Origin of the sequence: Terrisporobacter glycolicus ATCC 14880 = DSM 1288 (assembly GCF_036812735.1) — a bacterium.
Taxonomy (GTDB): Bacteria; Bacillota; Clostridia; order Peptostreptococcales; family Peptostreptococcaceae; genus Terrisporobacter; species Terrisporobacter glycolicus.
Window position 1 is genome coordinate 12811 of the sequence record NZ_CP117523.1, and the last position, 18820, is coordinate 31630.

Annotated in this window: 8 protein-coding genes and 4 rRNA genes; all 12 read left to right on the top strand. The window is 37.0% G+C overall.

Translation table 11 applies throughout. The features are described 5' to 3' along the window. The first annotated feature begins 83 nt into the window (after positions 1-83). The 12 genes from TEGL_RS00080 (at position 84) to TEGL_RS00135 (ending at position 18725) form a co-directional block, all read left to right on the top strand. Positions 84-2983, top strand: a 23S ribosomal RNA gene (locus tag TEGL_RS00080). A gap of 147 nt (positions 2984-3130) precedes the next feature. Next, positions 3131-3247: ribosomal RNA gene (gene rrf / locus TEGL_RS00085) — 5S ribosomal RNA — on the top strand. Positions 3248-3491: 244 nt separating this feature from the next. Beyond that, on the top strand, positions 3492-5750 hold the full coding sequence (locus tag TEGL_RS00090; RefSeq protein WP_018590921.1) for a glycogen/starch/alpha-glucan phosphorylase: 2259 nt from the start codon (positions 3492-3494) through the stop codon (positions 5748-5750). Positions 5751-5956: 206 nt separating this feature from the next. Beyond that, a complete protein-coding gene (locus tag TEGL_RS00095; RefSeq protein WP_018590920.1) occupies positions 5957-7297 on the top strand; it encodes an ABC transporter substrate-binding protein in 1341 nt (446 codons plus the stop codon). 278 nt (positions 7298-7575) lie between these two features. Beyond that, a complete protein-coding gene (locus TEGL_RS00100; protein WP_018590919.1) occupies positions 7576-8421 on the top strand; it encodes a carbohydrate ABC transporter permease in 846 nt (281 codons plus the stop codon). Continuing rightward, entirely contained in the window at positions 8421-9275 is an 855-nt protein-coding gene (locus tag TEGL_RS00105; RefSeq protein WP_018590918.1) for a carbohydrate ABC transporter permease, read from the top strand. Before TEGL_RS00100 ends, TEGL_RS00105 begins: the two co-directional genes overlap by 1 nt. Positions 9276-9300: 25 nt before the next feature. Then, a complete protein-coding gene (gene malQ / locus TEGL_RS00110) occupies positions 9301-10782 on the top strand; it encodes a 4-alpha-glucanotransferase (RefSeq protein ID WP_018590917.1) in 1482 nt (493 codons plus the stop codon). A 64-nt stretch (positions 10783-10846) separates the two neighbouring features. Then, on the top strand, positions 10847-11881 hold the full coding sequence (locus tag TEGL_RS00115) for a LacI family DNA-binding transcriptional regulator (RefSeq protein WP_018590916.1): 1035 nt from the start codon (positions 10847-10849) through the stop codon (positions 11879-11881). A gap of 38 nt (positions 11882-11919) precedes the next feature. Then, complete coding sequence (locus TEGL_RS00120) at positions 11920-13032, top strand: ABC transporter ATP-binding protein (RefSeq protein WP_018590915.1); 1113 nt, start codon at positions 11920-11922, stop codon at positions 13030-13032. An 80-nt stretch (positions 13033-13112) separates the two neighbouring features. Then, the gene (locus TEGL_RS00125; RefSeq protein WP_018590914.1) at positions 13113-13739 is read left to right on the top strand and encodes a YesL family protein; all 627 of its coding nucleotides are present in this window, start codon (positions 13113-13115) and stop codon (positions 13737-13739) included. 382 nt (positions 13740-14121) lie between these two features. Next, a 16S ribosomal RNA gene (locus TEGL_RS00130) occupies positions 14122-15626 on the top strand. Positions 15627-15825: 199 nt separating this feature from the next. Further along, positions 15826-18725: ribosomal RNA gene (locus TEGL_RS00135) — 23S ribosomal RNA — on the top strand. The 16S and 23S rRNA genes sit together here, the layout of an rRNA operon. Positions 18726-18820: the final 95 nt, after the last annotated feature.

An 18820-nucleotide genomic window follows, 5' to 3' on the forward strand; every position in this document is an offset into this window, starting at 1 on the left:
CATTATATAAAGAAGAAGATAAACTTCTTAAAAAATATATCATATAAAGAAGATAACTTTTAAAAATATCAAATTTAATAACTGGTCAAGTTATTAAGGGTGTAGGGCGAATGCCTTGGCACTAGGAGCCGATGAAGGACGCGATAAGCTGCGATAAGCTTGGGGGAGTTGCACGTAAACTGTGATCCCAAGATTTCCGAATGAGGAAACTCACTTAGAGTAATGTCTAAGTATCGTATAGTGAATACATAGCTATGCGAGGGGAACCCGGGGAACTGAAACATCTAAGTACCCGGAGGAAGAGAAAGAAATTCGATTCCGTAAGTAGCGGCGAGCGAACGCGGAACAGGCCAAACCAGTGAAGTTTTCTTCACTGGGGTTGCGGACATATCATAACGAAGAGGCTATTGTAGACGAAGAGAGTTGGAAAGCTCCGCTATAAAGTGTAAAAGCCACGTAGTCAAAACAAGAAGACTTCAGATATGATCCAGAGTACCACGGGACACGTGAAACCCTGTGGGAAGCAGGAGGGACCATCCTCCAAGCCTAAATACTACCTAGTGACCGATAGCGTATAGTACCGTGAGGGAAAGGTGAAAAGAACCCCGGGAGGGGAGTGAAAGAGAACCTGAAACCCTACACTTACAAGCTGTAGGAGCACATTATTTGTGTGACTGCGTACTTTTTGTAGAACGGGCCAACGAGTTACGTTACCTAGCAAGGTTAAGCACTTAAGGTGTGGAGCCGCAGCGAAAGCGAGTCTTAACTGGGCGTATAGTTAGTTGACGTAGACCCGAAACCGGGCGACCTATCCATGGGCAGGTTGAAGCGAAAGTAAAATTTCGTGGAGGACCGAACCCACGAGCGTTGAAAAGCTCGGGGATGACCTGTGGATAGCGGTGAAATTCCAATCGAGCCCGGAGATAGCTGGTTCTCTCCGAAATAGCTTTAGGGCTAGCCTCAAGATTTAGAGAAACGGGGGTAGAGCACTGAATGTCCTAGGGGGTATTGCACTTACCGAAGACTATCAAACTCCGAATACCGTATTCTTATGCTTGGGAGTCAGACTGTGGGTGATAAGATTCATAGTCAAAAGGGCAACAGCCCAGATCGTCAGCTAAGGTCCCTAAATGTACGTTAAGTGGTAAAGGATGTGGGATTGCACAGACAACCAGGATGTTGGCTTAGAAGCAGCCACTCATTTAAAGAGTGCGTAATAGCTCACTGGTCGAGTGATCCTGCGCCGAAAATTTCCGGGGCTAAAACGTACTACCGAAGCTACGGCATCATTTATGATGGGTAGGAGAGCTTTCTATATGGATTGAAGCATTACCGTAAGGAGATGTGGACTGTATAGAAGTGAGAATGTTGGCATGAGTAGCGAGATGTGGGTGAGAATCCCACAGGCCGTAAACCCAAGGTTTCCAGGGGAAGGTTCGTCCGCCCTGGGTTAGTCAGGACCTAAGCCGAGGCCGAAAGGCGTAGGTGATGGACAACAGGTTGATATTCCTGTACCACCAATAACCGTTTGAGAAATGGGATGACACAGTAGGATAAGCTAACCGCACTGTTGGTTATGTGCGGGCAAGTATTGAGGCAGTTCAGGTAGGCAAATCCGCCTGAATAATGCTGGGGTACGATGCGGAGCGAAATTTAGTAGCGAAGTAGCTGATTTCACACTGTCGAGAAAAGTCTCTATCGAGGTTAAAGGTGCCTGTACCGCAAACCGACACAGGTGGGTGAGGAGAGTATCCTAAGGCCAGCCAGAGAACTGTTGTTAAGGAACTCGGCAAAATGACCCCGTAACTTAGGGAGAAGGGGTGCCATGGAAACATGGCCGCAGAGAATAGGCCCAAGCGACTGTTTACCAAAAACATAGGTTTCTGCTAAGTCGCAAGACGATGTATAGGAGCTGACGCCTGCCCGGTGCTGGAAGGTTAAGGGGATCTGTTAGGGTAACCGAAGCAGTGAACTTAAGCCCCAGTAAACGGCGGCCGTAACTATAACGGTCCTAAGGTAGCGAAATTCCTTGTCGGGTAAGTTCCGACCCGCACGAAAGGCGTAACGATTTGGGCACTGTCTCAACAACAGACTGGGTGAAATTGTAATACCGGTGAAGATGCCGGTTACCTGCGACAGGACGGAAAGACCCCATGGAGCTTTACTGTAGCTTGACATTGAGTCTCGGTGCTACATGTACAGGATAGGTGGGAGGCTATGAAGCATGGACGTCAGTCTGTGTGGAGCCATCCTTGGGATACCACCCTTGTAGTACTGGGATTCTAACCAGCTGCCTTGAATCAGGTAGTGGGACACTGTCAGGTGGACAGTTTGACTGGGGCGGTCGCCTCCTAAAGAGTAACGGAGGCGCTCAAAGGTTCTCTCAGTACGGTCGGAAATCGTACGTAGAGTGTAAAGGCAGAAGAGAGCTTGATTGCAAGACATACAGGTCGAGCAAGGACGAAAGTCGGACTTAGTGATCCGGTGGTACCGCATGGAAGGGCCATCGCTCAACGGATAAAAGCTACCCTGGGGATAACAGGCTGATCTCCCCCAAGAGTCCACATCGACGGGGAGGTTTGGCACCTCGATGTCGGCTCATCACATCCTGGGGCTGTAGTAGGTCCCAAGGGTTGGGCTGTTCGCCCATTAAAGTGGTACGCGAGCTGGGTTCAGAACGTCGTGAGACAGTTCGGTCCCTATCCGTCGCAGGCGTAGGAAATTTGAGGAGACCTGTCCTTAGTACGAGAGGACCGGGATGGACGTACCGCTGGTGTACCAGTTGTTCTGCCAAGGGCATAGCTGGGTAGCTAAGTACGGAAAGGATAAGCGCTGAAAGCATCTAAGCGCGAAGCCTACTTCAAGATAAGATTTCCCACCGTAAGGTTAAGACCCCATGAAGACTACATGGTTGATAGGTCAGAGGTGGAAGTGTGGCAACATATGTAGCTTACTGATACTAATAGGTCGAGGACTTGACCAAAATAAACCTAAAGGTTAATATCGCCAACTAAATCTTTGATTATATAATTATAAGGAAGATTTCAGTTGCTAAAAATAGTTAATGAAAACATTAAATGTTAGCAGTTTTGAAAGTACTAACAAAAGTTAATACTTTATATAAAGATTATGTGGTTATTATAGCAAAGAGGATACACCTGTTCCCATTCCGAACACAGAAGTTAAGCTCTTGAGCGGCGATGGTACTTGGGGGGCGACCCCCTGGGAGAGTAGCACGTAGCCACGTAATCTTTTATTTAGAAATATATTTACATGCATACCTATTTGGTATGCTTTTTTATTATATAAATTTATAAAATAAATATTGTTGTAAAAAAAAAGTTTATAAATTATAATAACCTTAAAACAATGATTCTAAAAAAGCATAAACAATATAACTCAAATGATATAGAAAATAGATTTGGGTTTCCTTGGAAACGTTACCGAAAACGTTTCCAACGATAGATGAGAATCAGGAGGGGAGATTATCTTTGAATTTATCAAAAATATTAAAGTCTAAGTGCAATAAGGATATTTCATTTTGTTCAAATGAAGAAATCTACTATGCTATATTAGAAATGGTACAAGAGTTTGGGGAAAATAAGGTAAATGAAAAGCAAGATAAAAAAAAGCTATATTATATTTCAGCAGAGTTTTTAATTGGAAAGTTATTATCAAATAACTTAATAAATTTAGGTATTTATGATGAAATTAAAAAAAAATTAAATGACAATGGAAAAAGTCTATCTGAGATAGAAGAAGTAGAGCCGGAACCATCTTTGGGAAATGGCGGACTTGGAAGATTAGCTGCATGTTTTTTAGATTCTATAGCTACCTTAGGTCTTCCAGGAGATGGAATAGGATTAAATTATCATTTTGGTTTATTTAAACAAATATTTAAAAATAATTTACAAAACGAAGAAATAAATGAATGGATTGAAAAACATAGTTGGTTGAAAAAAACAAATATAACTTATGATATTGATTTTCATGGATTTTCATTAAAGTCTAGATTATATGATATAAATATAACCGGATATAATAATACAACGAATAAACTTCATTTATTTGATATTGAAACAGTTGATGAAAGTATAGTAAAAGACGGAATTAATTTTGACAAAGAAGATATTAAGAAAAATCTTACTTTATTCTTATATCCAGATGATAGTGATGAAAAAGGACAACTTCTTCGTATTTACCAACAATATTTTATGGTTAGTAATGGAGCTAGGTTCATACTAGATGAATGTATTGCAAAGGGATGTAACCTTCATGATTTATATGATTATGCTGTAATACAAATAAATGATACCCATCCAACTATGGTTATTCCTGAACTTATACGTATTTTAGTTGAAAAAGGAATTGAAATGGATGAAGCTATAGAAATAGTATCTAAAACATGCGCTTATACTAATCATACTATATTAGCAGAAGCATTAGAAAAGTGGCCTATAGCATATTTAGAAAAAGCTGTTCCACAACTTGTACCAATAATTAAAGAATTAGATAAAAAAATTAGAGGAAAATATGATGAGGAATCATTATATATAATAGATAAAAATAAAAATGTTCATATGGCTCATATAGACATACATTATACATTTAGTGTAAATGGAGTTGCATCGCTTCATACTGATATATTAAAAAACAATGAATTAAATAACTTTTATGAAATATATCCCGAAAAATTTAACAATAAAACAAATGGAATAACATTTAGAAGATGGCTAGTGCATTGTAATCCTAAATTAACTAAGATGATAGAAGAGCTAATAGGAAATGAATTTAAAGCGGATGGAGAAAAATTACAAGACTTAATTAAACATATTGATAACAAAGAAGTTCTTCAACAGTTATTAGATATTAAACAGGAGAATAAGAGAAGGCTTAAAAATTATCTTAAGAAAGTTCAAAATATAGAAATTGATGAAAACTCTATATTTGATATTCAAATAAAAAGGCTACATGAGTATAAGAGACAGCAGATGAATACTTTATATGTAATTTATAAATATTTACAAATCAAAAAAGGAAATATACCAACAACACCTATAACTGTTATATTTGGTGCAAAAGCAGCCCCGGCTTATACAATAGCAAAAGACATAATACATTTAATTTTGTGTTTACAAGAACTTATAGATAATGATAAAGAAGTGAGTAAATATTTAAAAGTTGTAATGGTAGAAAATTATAATGTAACTGCAGCTGAAAAACTAATACCTGCATGTGATATATCAGAGCAAATATCATTAGCATCAAAAGAGGCAAGTGGAACAGGGAATATGAAGTTTATGTTAAATGGTGCATTAACTCTTGGAACAGAAGACGGTGCTAATGTAGAAATACATGAACTTGTTGGAGATGAAAATATATTCATATTTGGAGAAAGCAGTGATAATGTAATAAAACATTATGTAGATGGAGACTATGATCCTCTTGATTTCTATATAAAAAATAAAAATATAAAAGAAGTGGTAGATTTTATTGTTAGTGATAACCTTATGAACATTGGCTGTGAAGAAAATCTTATAAGACTATATAAGGAAATAATGAGAAAAGACTGGTTTATGGCCCTATTAGATTTCCAATCATATTGTGAGAAAAAAGAGGAGGTATTTAGAGAATATGAAAATAGGGAAAAATGGTCAAAGAAAATGTTAGTCAATATTAGTAAAGCTGGGTATTTTTCTTCAGATAGAACTATTGCAGAATATAATAATGATATTTGGAAATTAAAATAGAAGATAAGTGGCTATGTCCACTATAAAAGATAAATTTATATGTGTACATAGCTGATTTCATATAATTAAAAATATATTGTGAAAATTATTGATTTTTAGAAAAATGGGTGTTACTATTTTATTACCTGGAAGGGAAAACGTTATTTTGGAAACGTTATCGGAAACCTTTCCGGAGATAGAATAAAAATATATGAGGGGGAAATATCATGATAAAACTTAAAAAGTATTTAACGATTGCTTTATCTGCAGTTATGGCAACTGTAGCATTAACGGGTTGTTCGTCTTCTGGTGATGGCTCCAAAGACGATGAAAAAGGTTCAGTATACTACTTAAGCTTCAAACCAGAACAGGAAGAACAATGGAAAAAAATAGCTGAAGATTATGAAAAAGAAACAGGCGTAAAAGTAAAAGTAGTTACAGCTGCGAGTGGGACTTATGAACAAACTTTAAAATCAGAAATAGCTAAAGAAGATGCTCCAACACTATTCCAAATAAATGGTCCAGTAGGATATCAATCATGGAAAGATTATTGCCTTGATTTAAAAGATACAGAATTATATAAGCACTTATTAAACGAAGATATGGCTGTTAAAGATGGAGATGGAGTGTATGGTATACCTTATGTTGAAGAGGGATATGGGATTATATATAATAATGCAATAATGGAAAAATATTTTAAATTAGATGGTGCAAAAGCTAAATCTATGGATGAGATAAATAACTATGATAAATTAAAAGAAGTAGCAGAAGATATGCAAACTAAAAAAGATAAGTTAGGAATAGATGGTGTATTTGCTTCTACATCATTAACTCCTGGGGAAGACTGGAGATGGCAAACTCACTTAGCTAACTTACCTATATATTATGAATATAAAGATAAAGATGTAACTGATCTAGATAAGATAGATTTTACTTATGCTGATCAATACAAAAATATATTTGATTTATACATAAACAATTCTACTTGTGCTCCTACTTTATTAGGAAGTAAAACAGTATCTGATTCAATGGCTGAATTTGCACTAGGCAAAGCAGCTATGGTTCAAAATGGTAACTGGGCATGGAGTCAAATAGCAGAAGTTGAAGGAAATACTGTTAAAGAAGACGATGTTAAATTCATGCCTATATATACAGGTGTTAAAGGTGAAGAAAAACAAGGTATTTCTATAGGAACTGAAAACTTCTTCTCTATAAACAACAAAGCTTCAGAAGCTGACCAAAAAGCATCTATAGCTTTCGTTGAGTGGTTATTTACTTCTGAAACTGGTAAAAAACATGTAACAGAAGAATTAGGATTTATAGCTCCATTTGATACATTTAAGGATGCTGAAACACCACAAGATCCTTTAGCTAAAGAAGTTTTAAGATACTTAGGAAATAAAGATTTATACAATGTAGACTGGAACTTTGTTTCTTTCCCAAGTCAAACATTTAAAGATGATTTTGGATCAGCTTTACTTGAGTATGCTAATGGAAATCTGAAATGGGAAGATGTTAAATCAAAAGTAGTTGATGAGTGGGCTAATGAAAAAGAAGCAGCTAAATAAAAATAATTAATAGGCCGATAAATACTTGTAAGTGTATTTTTAAGAATTGTTAGATTATTATTTTTTATAATAATCTAACCCTATTTTAAAGATAGTGAAATTAAATTAATTTAAGAGATAAAAGGCTTAGCCATAAATAACAGTATATTACCGTTAAACAAAATAAAGGATTAAGTCCTAGTTAATTAAAGAAGGTGATACTATTTATGAACTAAGTCTTTTATTTAACTAAGAAGATTTTATAGCACTTACTTTTTATTAATAATAGGAGGTATAGTATGCAAAAAACATTGAAAAGATATTTTGCTGTATTTTTATTACCAACACTAATTGCATTTGCTATTGCATTTATAATCCCATTCATAACAGGATTGTATTTATCATTTTGTGATTTTACTACAGTAAGTAATGCAAAGTTTGTAGGTATACAAAACTATATAACTGCATTTGATCCAAGTCAAAGATTTATAGAATCCTTTGGTTTCACAACTTTCTTTACTATTATATCTATAGTAACAGTTAATATAATTGCATTTACACTTGCTTACTTATTAACAAAGAAGATAAAAGGAACAAACTTTTTCCGTACAGTATTTTTCATGCCTAACTTAATAGGTGGTATAGTATTAGGTTATACTTGGCAATCCATGATAAATGCTGTTTTAGCAAACTATGGAACAACTTTAGTTGCTAACGGAAAGTATGGGCTTATTGGATTAATACTATTGATGAACTGGCAAATGATAGGATATATGATGATTATATATATTGCAGGTCTTCAAAATGTACCAACAGAGTTAATAGAAGTATCAAAAATTGATGGAGCAACAAAGTGGCAAACATTGAGATATGTAACAATACCAATGGTAATGCCATCAATAACAATTTGTCTTTTCTTAACATTATCAAACAGCTTCAAGCTATATGATCAAAACTTAGCATTAACTAATGGCGCACCGATGCATAAAACGGAAATGTTAGCATTAAATATAGTTAATTCATTCTATGGAAGAAGTAACTTTGAAGGCGTAGGACAGGCTAAGGCAGTTATGTTTTTTGTGATAGTAGCTCTTATTGCTCTTATACAACTATATTATACGAGAAAGAAGGAGGTAGAACATTAATGCAAAACCTAGTTCCAAGAAAGAAAAGCAGGGGAAATAGCATTACATTTTTAATACTTTGTGCATTAGTAGTGGTTTTTTTAGCTCCTATTTTATTTATAGTTATAAATTCATTTAAGGGTAAATTTTTTATAAGTGATAATCCATTTTCATTTCCTACACCAGAAACATTTGTGGGAATTACAAACTATATTAATGGGCTAGAAAGAACAGGATTTTTAAGTGCCATTGGATGGTCATTCTTTATAACAATAGGATCTGTTGTAGTAATAATATTTTTCACATCTATGACGGCTTATTATATAACGAGAGTAAAAAGTAAATTAACCAGTGCTATTTATTATTTATTTGTATTTTCAATGATAGTACCGTTTCAAATGGTAATGTTCCCAATGGTAAAATTGGCAGATGGACTAAATTTGTCAAATCCAATAGGTATGATTGCATTATATCTTGGTTTTGGGGCAGGATTATCAGTATTTATGTTTAGTGGGTTTATAAAATCAATACCGTTAGAAATAGAAGAAGCCGCTATGATAGATGGTTGTAATCCGTTACAAACCTATTTCTATATAGTATTACCAATATTAAAACCAACATCTATAACAGTTGCTATACTAAACGCAATGTGGATATGGAATGATTACTTATTACCATATTTAGTAATAGGTTTATCGACAAAATATAAAACAATTCCAGTAGTAATACAAATGCTTGTAGGATCAAATGGAAATAGAGATATGGGAGCTATGATGGCAATGCTTGTATTAGCAATTATACCAATAATAGTTTTCTACCTAGTTTGCCAAAAACATATTATAGAAGGTGTTGTTGCTGGAGCTGTGAAAGGATAATAAAAAGTATTATAGGAGGGACATCATGAGAAGAAGTGGGATGTTATTACCTGTTGCAAGTTTACCATCAAAATATGGTATAGGAGCTTTCTCAAAGGAAGCTTATGATTTTATAGATATATTACACGATGCAGGTCAAAGTTTATGGCAGATTCTGCCTCTTGGACCTACTGGATATGGTGACTCTCCATATCAATCATTTTCTACTTTTGCAGGTAATCCATATTTTATAGACTTAGATGAATTAGTTAAAGAAAATTTATTGTCTAGTGAGGAATGTAACAGCTATGATTGGGGAGACAATGAAGAATATATTGACTATGAAAAAATTTATTTATCAAGATTTAAAATATTAAAAGTAGCGTATAAAAGAAGTAATATAGGATCAAATAAAAAGTTTAATGCATATTGTGAGAAAAATAAATGGTGGTTACATGACTATGCGCTGTATATGGCTATAAAAGATTCTTATGGTGGAAAGTCATGGATAGAATGGAACGAAGATATAAGAGAAAGAAGAGAAGGATCCATATTAGCATATGAAAAAGACTTGCAGGAAGAAATTGAATTTTATAAGTATTTACAATACTTATTCTTTGAGCAATGGAATAAATTAAAAGCTTATGCAAATAAAAAAGGAATTTCTATTATAGGAGATATTCCAATATATGTATCATTAGATAGCTCAGATACATGGGCAAGCCCTGAACTATTTCAATTAGATAAAGATTGTATGCCAATAGCTGTTGCAGGTTGTCCGCCAGATAGTTTCTGTGAAACAGGTCAGTTATGGGGCAATCCTTTATATGATTGGGAATATCATAAATTTACAGATTATGAGTGGTGGATAAAAAGAATAAAACAGTCATTTGAATTATATGACACTGTAAGAATAGACCACTTTAGAGGTTTTGACGAATACTATTCTATACCATATGGCGATTTAACGGCAGTAAACGGAATATGGAAAAAGGGACCTGGTATAGAGTTATTTAAATATTTAAAAAAAGAACTAGGAAATGTAGACATAATAGCAGAGGATTTAGGTTTTTTAACAGAAAGTGTGCAACAACTTCTTAAAGATACAGGCTATCCTGGTATGAAAATATTACAGTTTGCCTTTGATTCAAGAGAGGATAGTGATTACCTACCTCATAATTATAATAGAAATTGTATAGTTTATACTGGAACACATGACAACAATACTATTTGTGGATGGTATAAAGAAATCAGTAAAGAAGATAAAAGAATGTCTATTAATTATATGAATAATAAATATACTCGTGATAATGCGATACATTGGGATTTTATATGTTTAGCTATGAGAAGCATAGCAGATACTTGTATAATACCAGCTCAAGATTACCTAGGATTAGGTTCAGAAGCTAGAATAAATACACCTTCTACTCTAGGTGAGAACTGGAAATGGAGAATGAAGAAAGATTGTTTATCTAAGAAAATGATAAAGAAAATAAAGATGTTAACTAAATTATATGCAAGAATATAACTTTAGTCTCTATTATGTGATAAACTGATATAGCAAAATACAATAATGAAAGGATAGTGTTAATATGAAGGCAATCACAATTAAAGATATAGCTAAGAAATGTGGTGTCGGAGTAAGCACAGTTTCAAGAGCCATTAACAATCATCCTGACATAAGTGAAGAAACCAGAACTATGATAATGGAAGTTATAAAAGAAAGTAATTTTGTTCCAAACAAAAGTGCTAGAAATTTAAAACTTTTAGATACTAAAACCATAGCTGTATTAATAAAGGGTATAGACAACCCGTTTTTTCAAAATATGATAAAAGTATTTGAAGAAGAGATACAAGACAGAAGATATTCCTTTATATTACATAGAGTTGATTCAAATCAAGATGAGGTTGAAGTAGCTTTAGAACTAATAAAAGAAAAAAGGTTAAAGGGAATTGTATTTTTAGGAGGGAATTTTTCTCATCAAGAAGAGAAGCTAAAAGAAATCAATATACCTTTTGTTTTAAGTACTATAGCTATAGCAGGCAATGTAAATAAAAATTTATATTCCTCAGTATGTGTAGATGATGAAAATGAAAGTGAAAAAGTAGTTAATTTCCTATGTGATAAAGGTCATACAAAAATTGCAATTTTAGCTGCAGGCAGAAGTGACCAGAGTATTAGTAAATTACGTATACAGGGCTATCGCAGTGCCTTAATTAAAAGAAATATACCTATAAATGAAAATTTAATTAGACATATTAATGATAATGAAAATATTCAAATTATGGAAAACGGATATAAACTTATGAAAGAGCTCTTAGCATCAGGAGAAGAGTTTACAGCAGTTTATTCTATTTCTGATAGTATGGCAATTGGAGCAAGTAAAGCTATATTAGAAGATGGAAAAAGGATTCCTCAGGATTATTCTATTGTAGGATTTGATGGATTAGATATTACATATTATTATAATCCTTCTATTAGTACTATACGTCAGCCTGTGGAAGAGATGGCAAGAGAAACTACTAAAATCTTATTTGATTTAATTAATAAGAAGACAAAAAATCAGCATCGAGTTTTTCAAGGGGAATTAATAGAGAGAGAGTCAACTTCAGAATTAAATAGATAATTTTAGTACCATTAAGTATATATGAGGGGGATTAAAAGATGGCAAGCTTATCATTACAAAATATAAGTAAAATATATCCAAATGGTTTTGAAGCTGTAAAAGATTTTAATTTAGAAATAGAAGACAAAGACTTTATAATATTTGTAGGTCCATCAGGCTGTGGTAAATCTACAACATTAAGAATGATAGCAGGATTAGAAGATATAAGTAAAGGAACTTTAAAAATAGATGATAAGGTAGTAAATGATGTGGAAGCTAAAGATAGAGATATAGCAATGGTATTCCAAAATTATGCATTATATCCACATTTAAGTGTATATGATAATATGGCTTTTGGACTAAAATTAAAGAAAGTCCCAAAAAAAATAATAGATGAAAAAGTTAAATATGCTGCTAAAATACTAGACCTTGAAAAACTATTACATCGCAAACCTAAAGCACTATCAGGTGGACAAAGACAAAGGGTCGCCATGGGAAGAGCAATAGTTCGTAAACCAAAAGTGTTCTTGATGGATGAACCTTTATCAAATCTTGATGCTAAACTAAGAGTTCAAATGCGTACAGAAATATCTAAGTTACATGAAAGATTGGGAGCAACTATGATATATGTAACTCATGACCAAACAGAAGCTATGACTCTTGGTACTAAAATTGTAGTAATGAAAGATGGTATAGTTCAACAAGTTGACACACCGCAAAACTTATACAATGCACCACAAAATAAATTTGTTGCTGGATTCATAGGTTCACCACAAATGAACTTCTTAGATGCAATAGTTTGTAAAAATGGTAATGATATTGTATTAAAAATAGGAAAACATGAATTAATACTTCCAGAAACTAAAGGTAAATCACTAATTGATGGTGGATATATAAATAAAGTAGTATGTATGGGTATACGTCCAGAAAACGTGCATGATTTAACTGAATTAAATGAAGAAAGTTCAGGAAGAGAAATTGATACAACTATAAATGTATATGAATTGCTAGGATCAGAAGTGTACTTATATTTTAATATAGAACAATCAGCTATGACTGCAAGAGTAAAAGCTACAACTCAAGCAAGAGTAGGGGATAAAGTAAAGTTTAAACTTGATATGGGAAAAGTCCATATATTTGATAATGAAACAGGGGATGTAATAACAAATTAATAAAAATATAAAATAAACTGCTATAATCACGAAAATGGCAGTTTTATTTAATATATTTTTAATTAAGAGGAAGGGTTTTTATGGATAATTTATTCAGATATGACAACAAATTTTTTGAAATTTTAGGAAAGATAACAGATATAGTTATACTTAACTTACTATGTATAATCTCATGTTTACCAATTGTAACTATAGGAGCATCAATTACAGCTACGTATTCTGTTGCAATGAAGATGACAAAAGATGAAGAAACATACATAGTAAAAGAATTTATTAGAAGTTTTAAAGAAAACTTTAAAACTAGCTCCATAGTATGGATTACTATGATAGTAATAGGAGGCGTACTGATGTTTGACTTTTATATGTCTAGATTCGTCTCAAATGAATCGATAAGTAAGATTTTACAGTTTATATTTACTATGATAAGTATAATATATACTTTTACGCTAACATATGTATTTCCTATAATATCTAAATTTGAAAATACTATAAAAAATACTATGATAAATTCTGTTCTTATATCTATACAAAACCTGCCTTATACAGTAATAATTTTATTTTTAAATTTAAGCCCATTTTTACTAATTAATTTATTTAGTAGTTATTGGGGGCAAATAATATTCCTGTACATAGTAATTGGCTTTGGAATAATAATTTGTATAAATTCTATAATTTTTGAGAAAATATTTAATAAGCTTATAAAATAATAAAAATAACTATGAAAAATTAAAGATATTTTTCATAGTTATTTATTTTTAAAAGTTATGTATTATAAGTGTTTGCGATGATTTTAATAAATAAAAATAAAATAATTAAAAAACTTTTAAAAAAAGTATTGACTCTTAATTAATAGGATGATATAGTATTACTTGTCCTTGAGACAGGGACAAAAGGTCAACAAAAATTTGTTAAAAAAGTAGTTGACAAAGAAAAACAGCTTTGGTAAAATAAAGAAGCTGAAATAAGCAAAGAACTTTGAAAATTAAACAGTAGGTTAACAATAAATTAATTCTTTAAGAATTAAACTGAAACAACAAACAAACCAAGCCAGATATTCAGATAATGATTAGTCTGAGCGATGGACAACTTTTTTATGAGAGTTTGATCCTGGCTCAGGATGAACGCTGGCGGCGTGCCTAACACATGCAAGTCGAGCGATTCACTTCGGTGAAGAGCGGCGGACGGGTGAGTAACGCGTGGGTAACCTGCCTCATACACATGGATAACATACCGAAAGGTATGCTAATACAGGATAATATAAGAGATTCACATGTATTTCTTATCAAAGCTCCGGCGGTATGAGATGGACCCGCGTCTGATTAGCTAGTTGGTAAGGTAACGGCTTACCAAGGCGACGATCAGTAGCCGACCTGAGAGGGTGATCGGCCACATTGGAACTGAGACACGGTCCAAACTCCTACGGGAGGCAGCAGTGGGGAATATTGCACAATGGGCGAAAGCCTGATGCAGCAACGCCGCGTGAGTGATGAAGGCCTTCGGGTCGTAAAACTCTGTCCTCAAGGAAGATAATGACGGTACTTGAGGAGGAAGCCCCGGCTAACTACGTGCCAGCAGCCGCGGTAATACGTAGGGGGCTAGCGTTATCCGGATTTACTGGGCGTAAAGGGTGCGTAGGTGGTTTCTTAAGTCAGGAGTGAAAGGCTACGGCTCAACCGTAGTAAGCTCTTGAAACTGGGAGACTTGAGTGCAGGAGAGGAAAGTGGAATTCCTAGTGTAGCGGTGAAATGCGTAGATATTAGGAGGAACACCAGTAGCGAAGGCGGCTTTCTGGACTGTAACTGACACTGAGGCACGAAAGCGTGGGGAGCGAACAGGATTAGATACCCTGGTAGTCCACGCCGTAAACGATGAGTACTAGGTGTCGGGGGTTACCCCCCTCGGTGCCGCAGCTAACGCATTAAGTACTCCGCCTGGGGAGTACGCTCGCAAGAGTGAAACTCAAAGGAATTGACGGGGACCCGCACAAGTAGCGGAGCATGTGGTTTAATTCGAAGCAACGCGAAGAACCTTACCTAAGCTTGACATCCTTTTGACCGATGCCTAATCGCATTTTTCCCTTCGGGGACAGAAGTGACAGGTGGTGCATGGTTGTCGTCAGCTCGTGTCGTGAGATGTTGGGTTAAGTCCCGCAACGAGCGCAACCCTTGCCTTTAGTTGCCAGCATTAAGTTGGGCACTCTAGAGGGACTGCCAGGGATAACCTGGAGGAAGGTGGGGATGACGTCAAATCATCATGCCCCTTATGCTTAGGGCTACACACGTGCTACAATGGGTGGTACAGAGGGCAGCCAAGTCGTGAGGCCGAGCTAATCCCTTAAAGCCATTCTCAGTTCGGATTGTAGGCTGAAACTCGCCTACATGAAGCTGGAGTTACTAGTAATCGCAGATCAGAATGCTGCGGTGAATGCGTTCCCGGGTCTTGTACACACCGCCCGTCACACCACGGAAGTTGGGGGCGCCCGAAGCCACTTAGCTAACCCTTTTGGGAAGCGAGTGTCGAAGGTGAAATCAATAACTGGGGTGAAGTCGTAACAAGGTAGCCGTATCGGAAGGTGCGGCTGGATCACCTCCTTTCTAGGGAGAATTAACCTACTGTTTAATTTTGAGGGTTCTTTATGAAAACTCAAAATTAGTGCTTATTAAGTAAGCATTTTAGTACTTTGAAAACTGCATAACATTTAGTGATATGACATTATATAAAGAAGAAGATAAACTTCTTAAAAAATATATCATATAAAGAAGATAACTTTTAAAAATATCAAATTTAATAACTGGTCAAGTTATTAAGGGTGTAGGGCGAATGCCTTGGCACTAGGAGCCGATGAAGGACGCGATAAGCTGCGATAAGCTTGGGGGAGTTGCACGTAAACTGTGATCCCAAGATTTCCGAATGAGGAAACTCACTTAGAGTAATGTCTAAGTATCGTATAGTGAATACATAGCTATGCGAGGGGAACCCGGGGAACTGAAACATCTAAGTACCCGGAGGAAGAGAAAGAAATTCGATTCCGTAAGTAGCGGCGAGCGAACGCGGAACAGGCCAAACCAGTGAAGTTTTCTTCACTGGGGTTGCGGACATATCATAACGGAGAGGCTATTGTAGACGAAGAGAGTTGGAAAGCTCCGCTATAAAGTGTAAAAGCCACGTAGTCAAAACAAGAAGACTTCAGATATGATCCAGAGTACCACGGGACACGTGAAACCCTGTGGGAAGCAGGAGGGACCATCCTCCAAGCCTAAATACTACCTAGTGACCGATAGCGTATAGTACCGTGAGGGAAAGGTGAAAAGAACCCCGGGAGGGGAGTGAAAGAGAACCTGAAACCCTACACTTACAAGCTGTAGGAGCACATTATTTGTGTGACTGCGTACTTTTTGTAGAACGGGCCAACGAGTTACGTTACCTAGCAAGGTTAAGCACTTAAGGTGTGGAGCCGCAGCGAAAGCGAGTCTTAACTGGGCGTATAGTTAGTTGACGTAGACCCGAAACCGGGCGACCTATCCATGGGCAGGTTGAAGCGAAAGTAAAATTTCGTGGAGGACCGAACCCACGAGCGTTGAAAAGCTCGGGGATGACCTGTGGATAGCGGTGAAATTCCAATCGAGCCCGGAGATAGCTGGTTCTCTCCGAAATAGCTTTAGGGCTAGCCTCAAGATTTAGAGAAACGGGGGTAGAGCACTGAATGTCCTAGGGGGTATTGCACTTACCGAAGACTATCAAACTCCGAATACCGTATTCTTATGCTTGGGAGTCAGACTGTGGGTGATAAGATTCATAGTCAAAAGGGCAACAGCCCAGATCGTCAGCTAAGGTCCCTAAATGTACGTTAAGTGGTAAAGGATGTGGGATTGCACAGACAACCAGGATGTTGGCTTAGAAGCAGCCACTCATTTAAAGAGTGCGTAATAGCTCACTGGTCGAGTGATCCTGCGCCGAAAATTTCCGGGGCTAAAACGTACTACCGAAGCTACGGCATCATTTATGATGGGTAGGAGAGCTTTCTATATGGATTGAAGCATTACCGTAAGGAGATGTGGACTGTATAGAAGTGAGAATGTTGGCATGAGTAGCGAGATGTGGGTGAGAATCCCACAGGCCGTAAACCCAAGGTTTCCAGGGGAAGGTTCGTCCGCCCTGGGTTAGTCAGGACCTAAGCCGAGGCCGAAAGGCGTAGGTGATGGACAACAGGTTGATATTCCTGTACCACCAATAACCGTTTGAGAAATGGGATGACACAGTAGGATAAGCTAACCGCACTGTTGGTTATGTGCGGGCAAGTATTGAGGCAGTTCAGGTAGGCAAATCCGCCTGAATAATGCTGGAGTACGATGCGGAGCGAAATTTAGTAGCGAAGTAGCTGATTTCACACTGTCGAGAAAAGTCTCTATCGAGGTTAAAGGTGCCTGTACCGCAAACCGACACAGGTGGGTGAGGAGAGTATCCTAAGGCCAGCCAGAGAACTGTTGTTAAGGAACTCGGCAAAATGACCCCGTAACTTAGGGAGAAGGGGTGCCATGGAAACATGGCCGCAGAGAATAGGCCCAAGCGACTGTTTACCAAAAACATAGGTTTCTGCTAAGTCGCAAGACGATGTATAGGAGCTGACGCCTGCCCGGTGCTGGAAGGTTAAGGGGATCTGTTAGGGTAACCGAAGCAGTGAACTTAAGCCCCAGTAAACGGCGGCCGTAACTATAACGGTCCTAAGGTAGCGAAATTCCTTGTCGGGTAAGTTCCGACCCGCACGAAAGGCGTAACGATTTGGGCACTGTCTCAACAACAGACTGGGTGAAATTGTAATACCGGTGAAGATGCCGGTTACCTGCGACAGGACGGAAAGACCCCATGGAGCTTTACTGTAGCTTGACATTGAGTCTCGGTGCTACATGTACAGGATAGGTGGGAGGCTATGAAGCATGGACGTCAGTCTGTGTGGAGCCATCCTTGGGATACCACCCTTGTAGTACTGGGATTCTAACCAGCTGCCTTGAATCAGGTAGTGGGACACTGTCAGGTGGACAGTTTGACTGGGGCGGTCGCCTCCTAAAGAGTAACGGAGGCGCTCAAAGGTTCTCTCAGTACGGTCGGAAATCGTACGTAGAGTGTAAAGGCAGAAGAGAGCTTGATTGCAAGACATACAGGTCGAGCAAGGACGAAAGTCGGACTTAGTGATCCGGTGGTACCGCATGGAAGGGCCATCGCTCAACGGATAAAAGCTACCCTGGGGATAACAGGCTGATCTCCCCCAAGAGTCCACATCGACGGGGAGGTTTGGCACCTCGATGTCGGCTCATCACATCCTGGGGCTGTAGTAGGTCCCAAGGGTTGGGCTGTTCGCCCATTAAAGTGGTACGCGAGCTGGGTTCAGAACGTCGTGAGACAGTTCGGTCCCTATCCGTCGCAGGCGTAGGAAATTTGAGGAGACCTGTCCTTAGTACGAGAGGACCGGGATGGACGTACCGCTGGTGTACCAGTTGTTCTGCCAAGGGCATAGCTGGGTAGCTAAGTACGGAAAGGATAAGCGCTGAAAGCATCTAAGCGCGAAGCCTACTTCAAGATAAGATTTCCCACCGTAAGGTTAAGACCCCATGAAGACTACATGGTTGATAGGTCAGAGGTGGAAGTGTGGTAACATATGTAGCTTACTGATACTAATAGGTCGAGGACTTGACCAAAATAAACCTAAAGGTTTATATCGCCAACTAAATCTTTGATTATATAATTATAAGGAAGATTTCAGTTGCTAAAAATAGTTAATGAAAACATTAAA

What these genes read in the sequence shown, in the direction of transcription:
- TEGL_RS00095 (WP_018590920.1), top strand. Translation starts at nt 5,957, where the DNA reads ATGATAAAACTTAAAAAGTATTTAACGATTGCTTTATCTGCAGTTATG.
- TEGL_RS00100 (WP_018590919.1), top strand. Translation starts at nt 7,576, where the DNA reads ATGCAAAAAACATTGAAAAGATATTTTGCTGTATTTTTATTACCAACA.
- TEGL_RS00105 (WP_018590918.1), top strand. Translation starts at nt 8,421, where the DNA reads ATGCAAAACCTAGTTCCAAGAAAGAAAAGCAGGGGAAATAGCATTACA.
- malQ (WP_018590917.1), top strand. Translation starts at nt 9,301, where the DNA reads ATGAGAAGAAGTGGGATGTTATTACCTGTTGCAAGTTTACCATCAAAA.
- TEGL_RS00115 (WP_018590916.1), top strand. Translation starts at nt 10,847, where the DNA reads ATGAAGGCAATCACAATTAAAGATATAGCTAAGAAATGTGGTGTCGGA.
- TEGL_RS00120 (WP_018590915.1), top strand. Translation starts at nt 11,920, where the DNA reads ATGGCAAGCTTATCATTACAAAATATAAGTAAAATATATCCAAATGGT.
- TEGL_RS00125 (WP_018590914.1), top strand. Translation starts at nt 13,113, where the DNA reads ATGGATAATTTATTCAGATATGACAACAAATTTTTTGAAATTTTAGGA.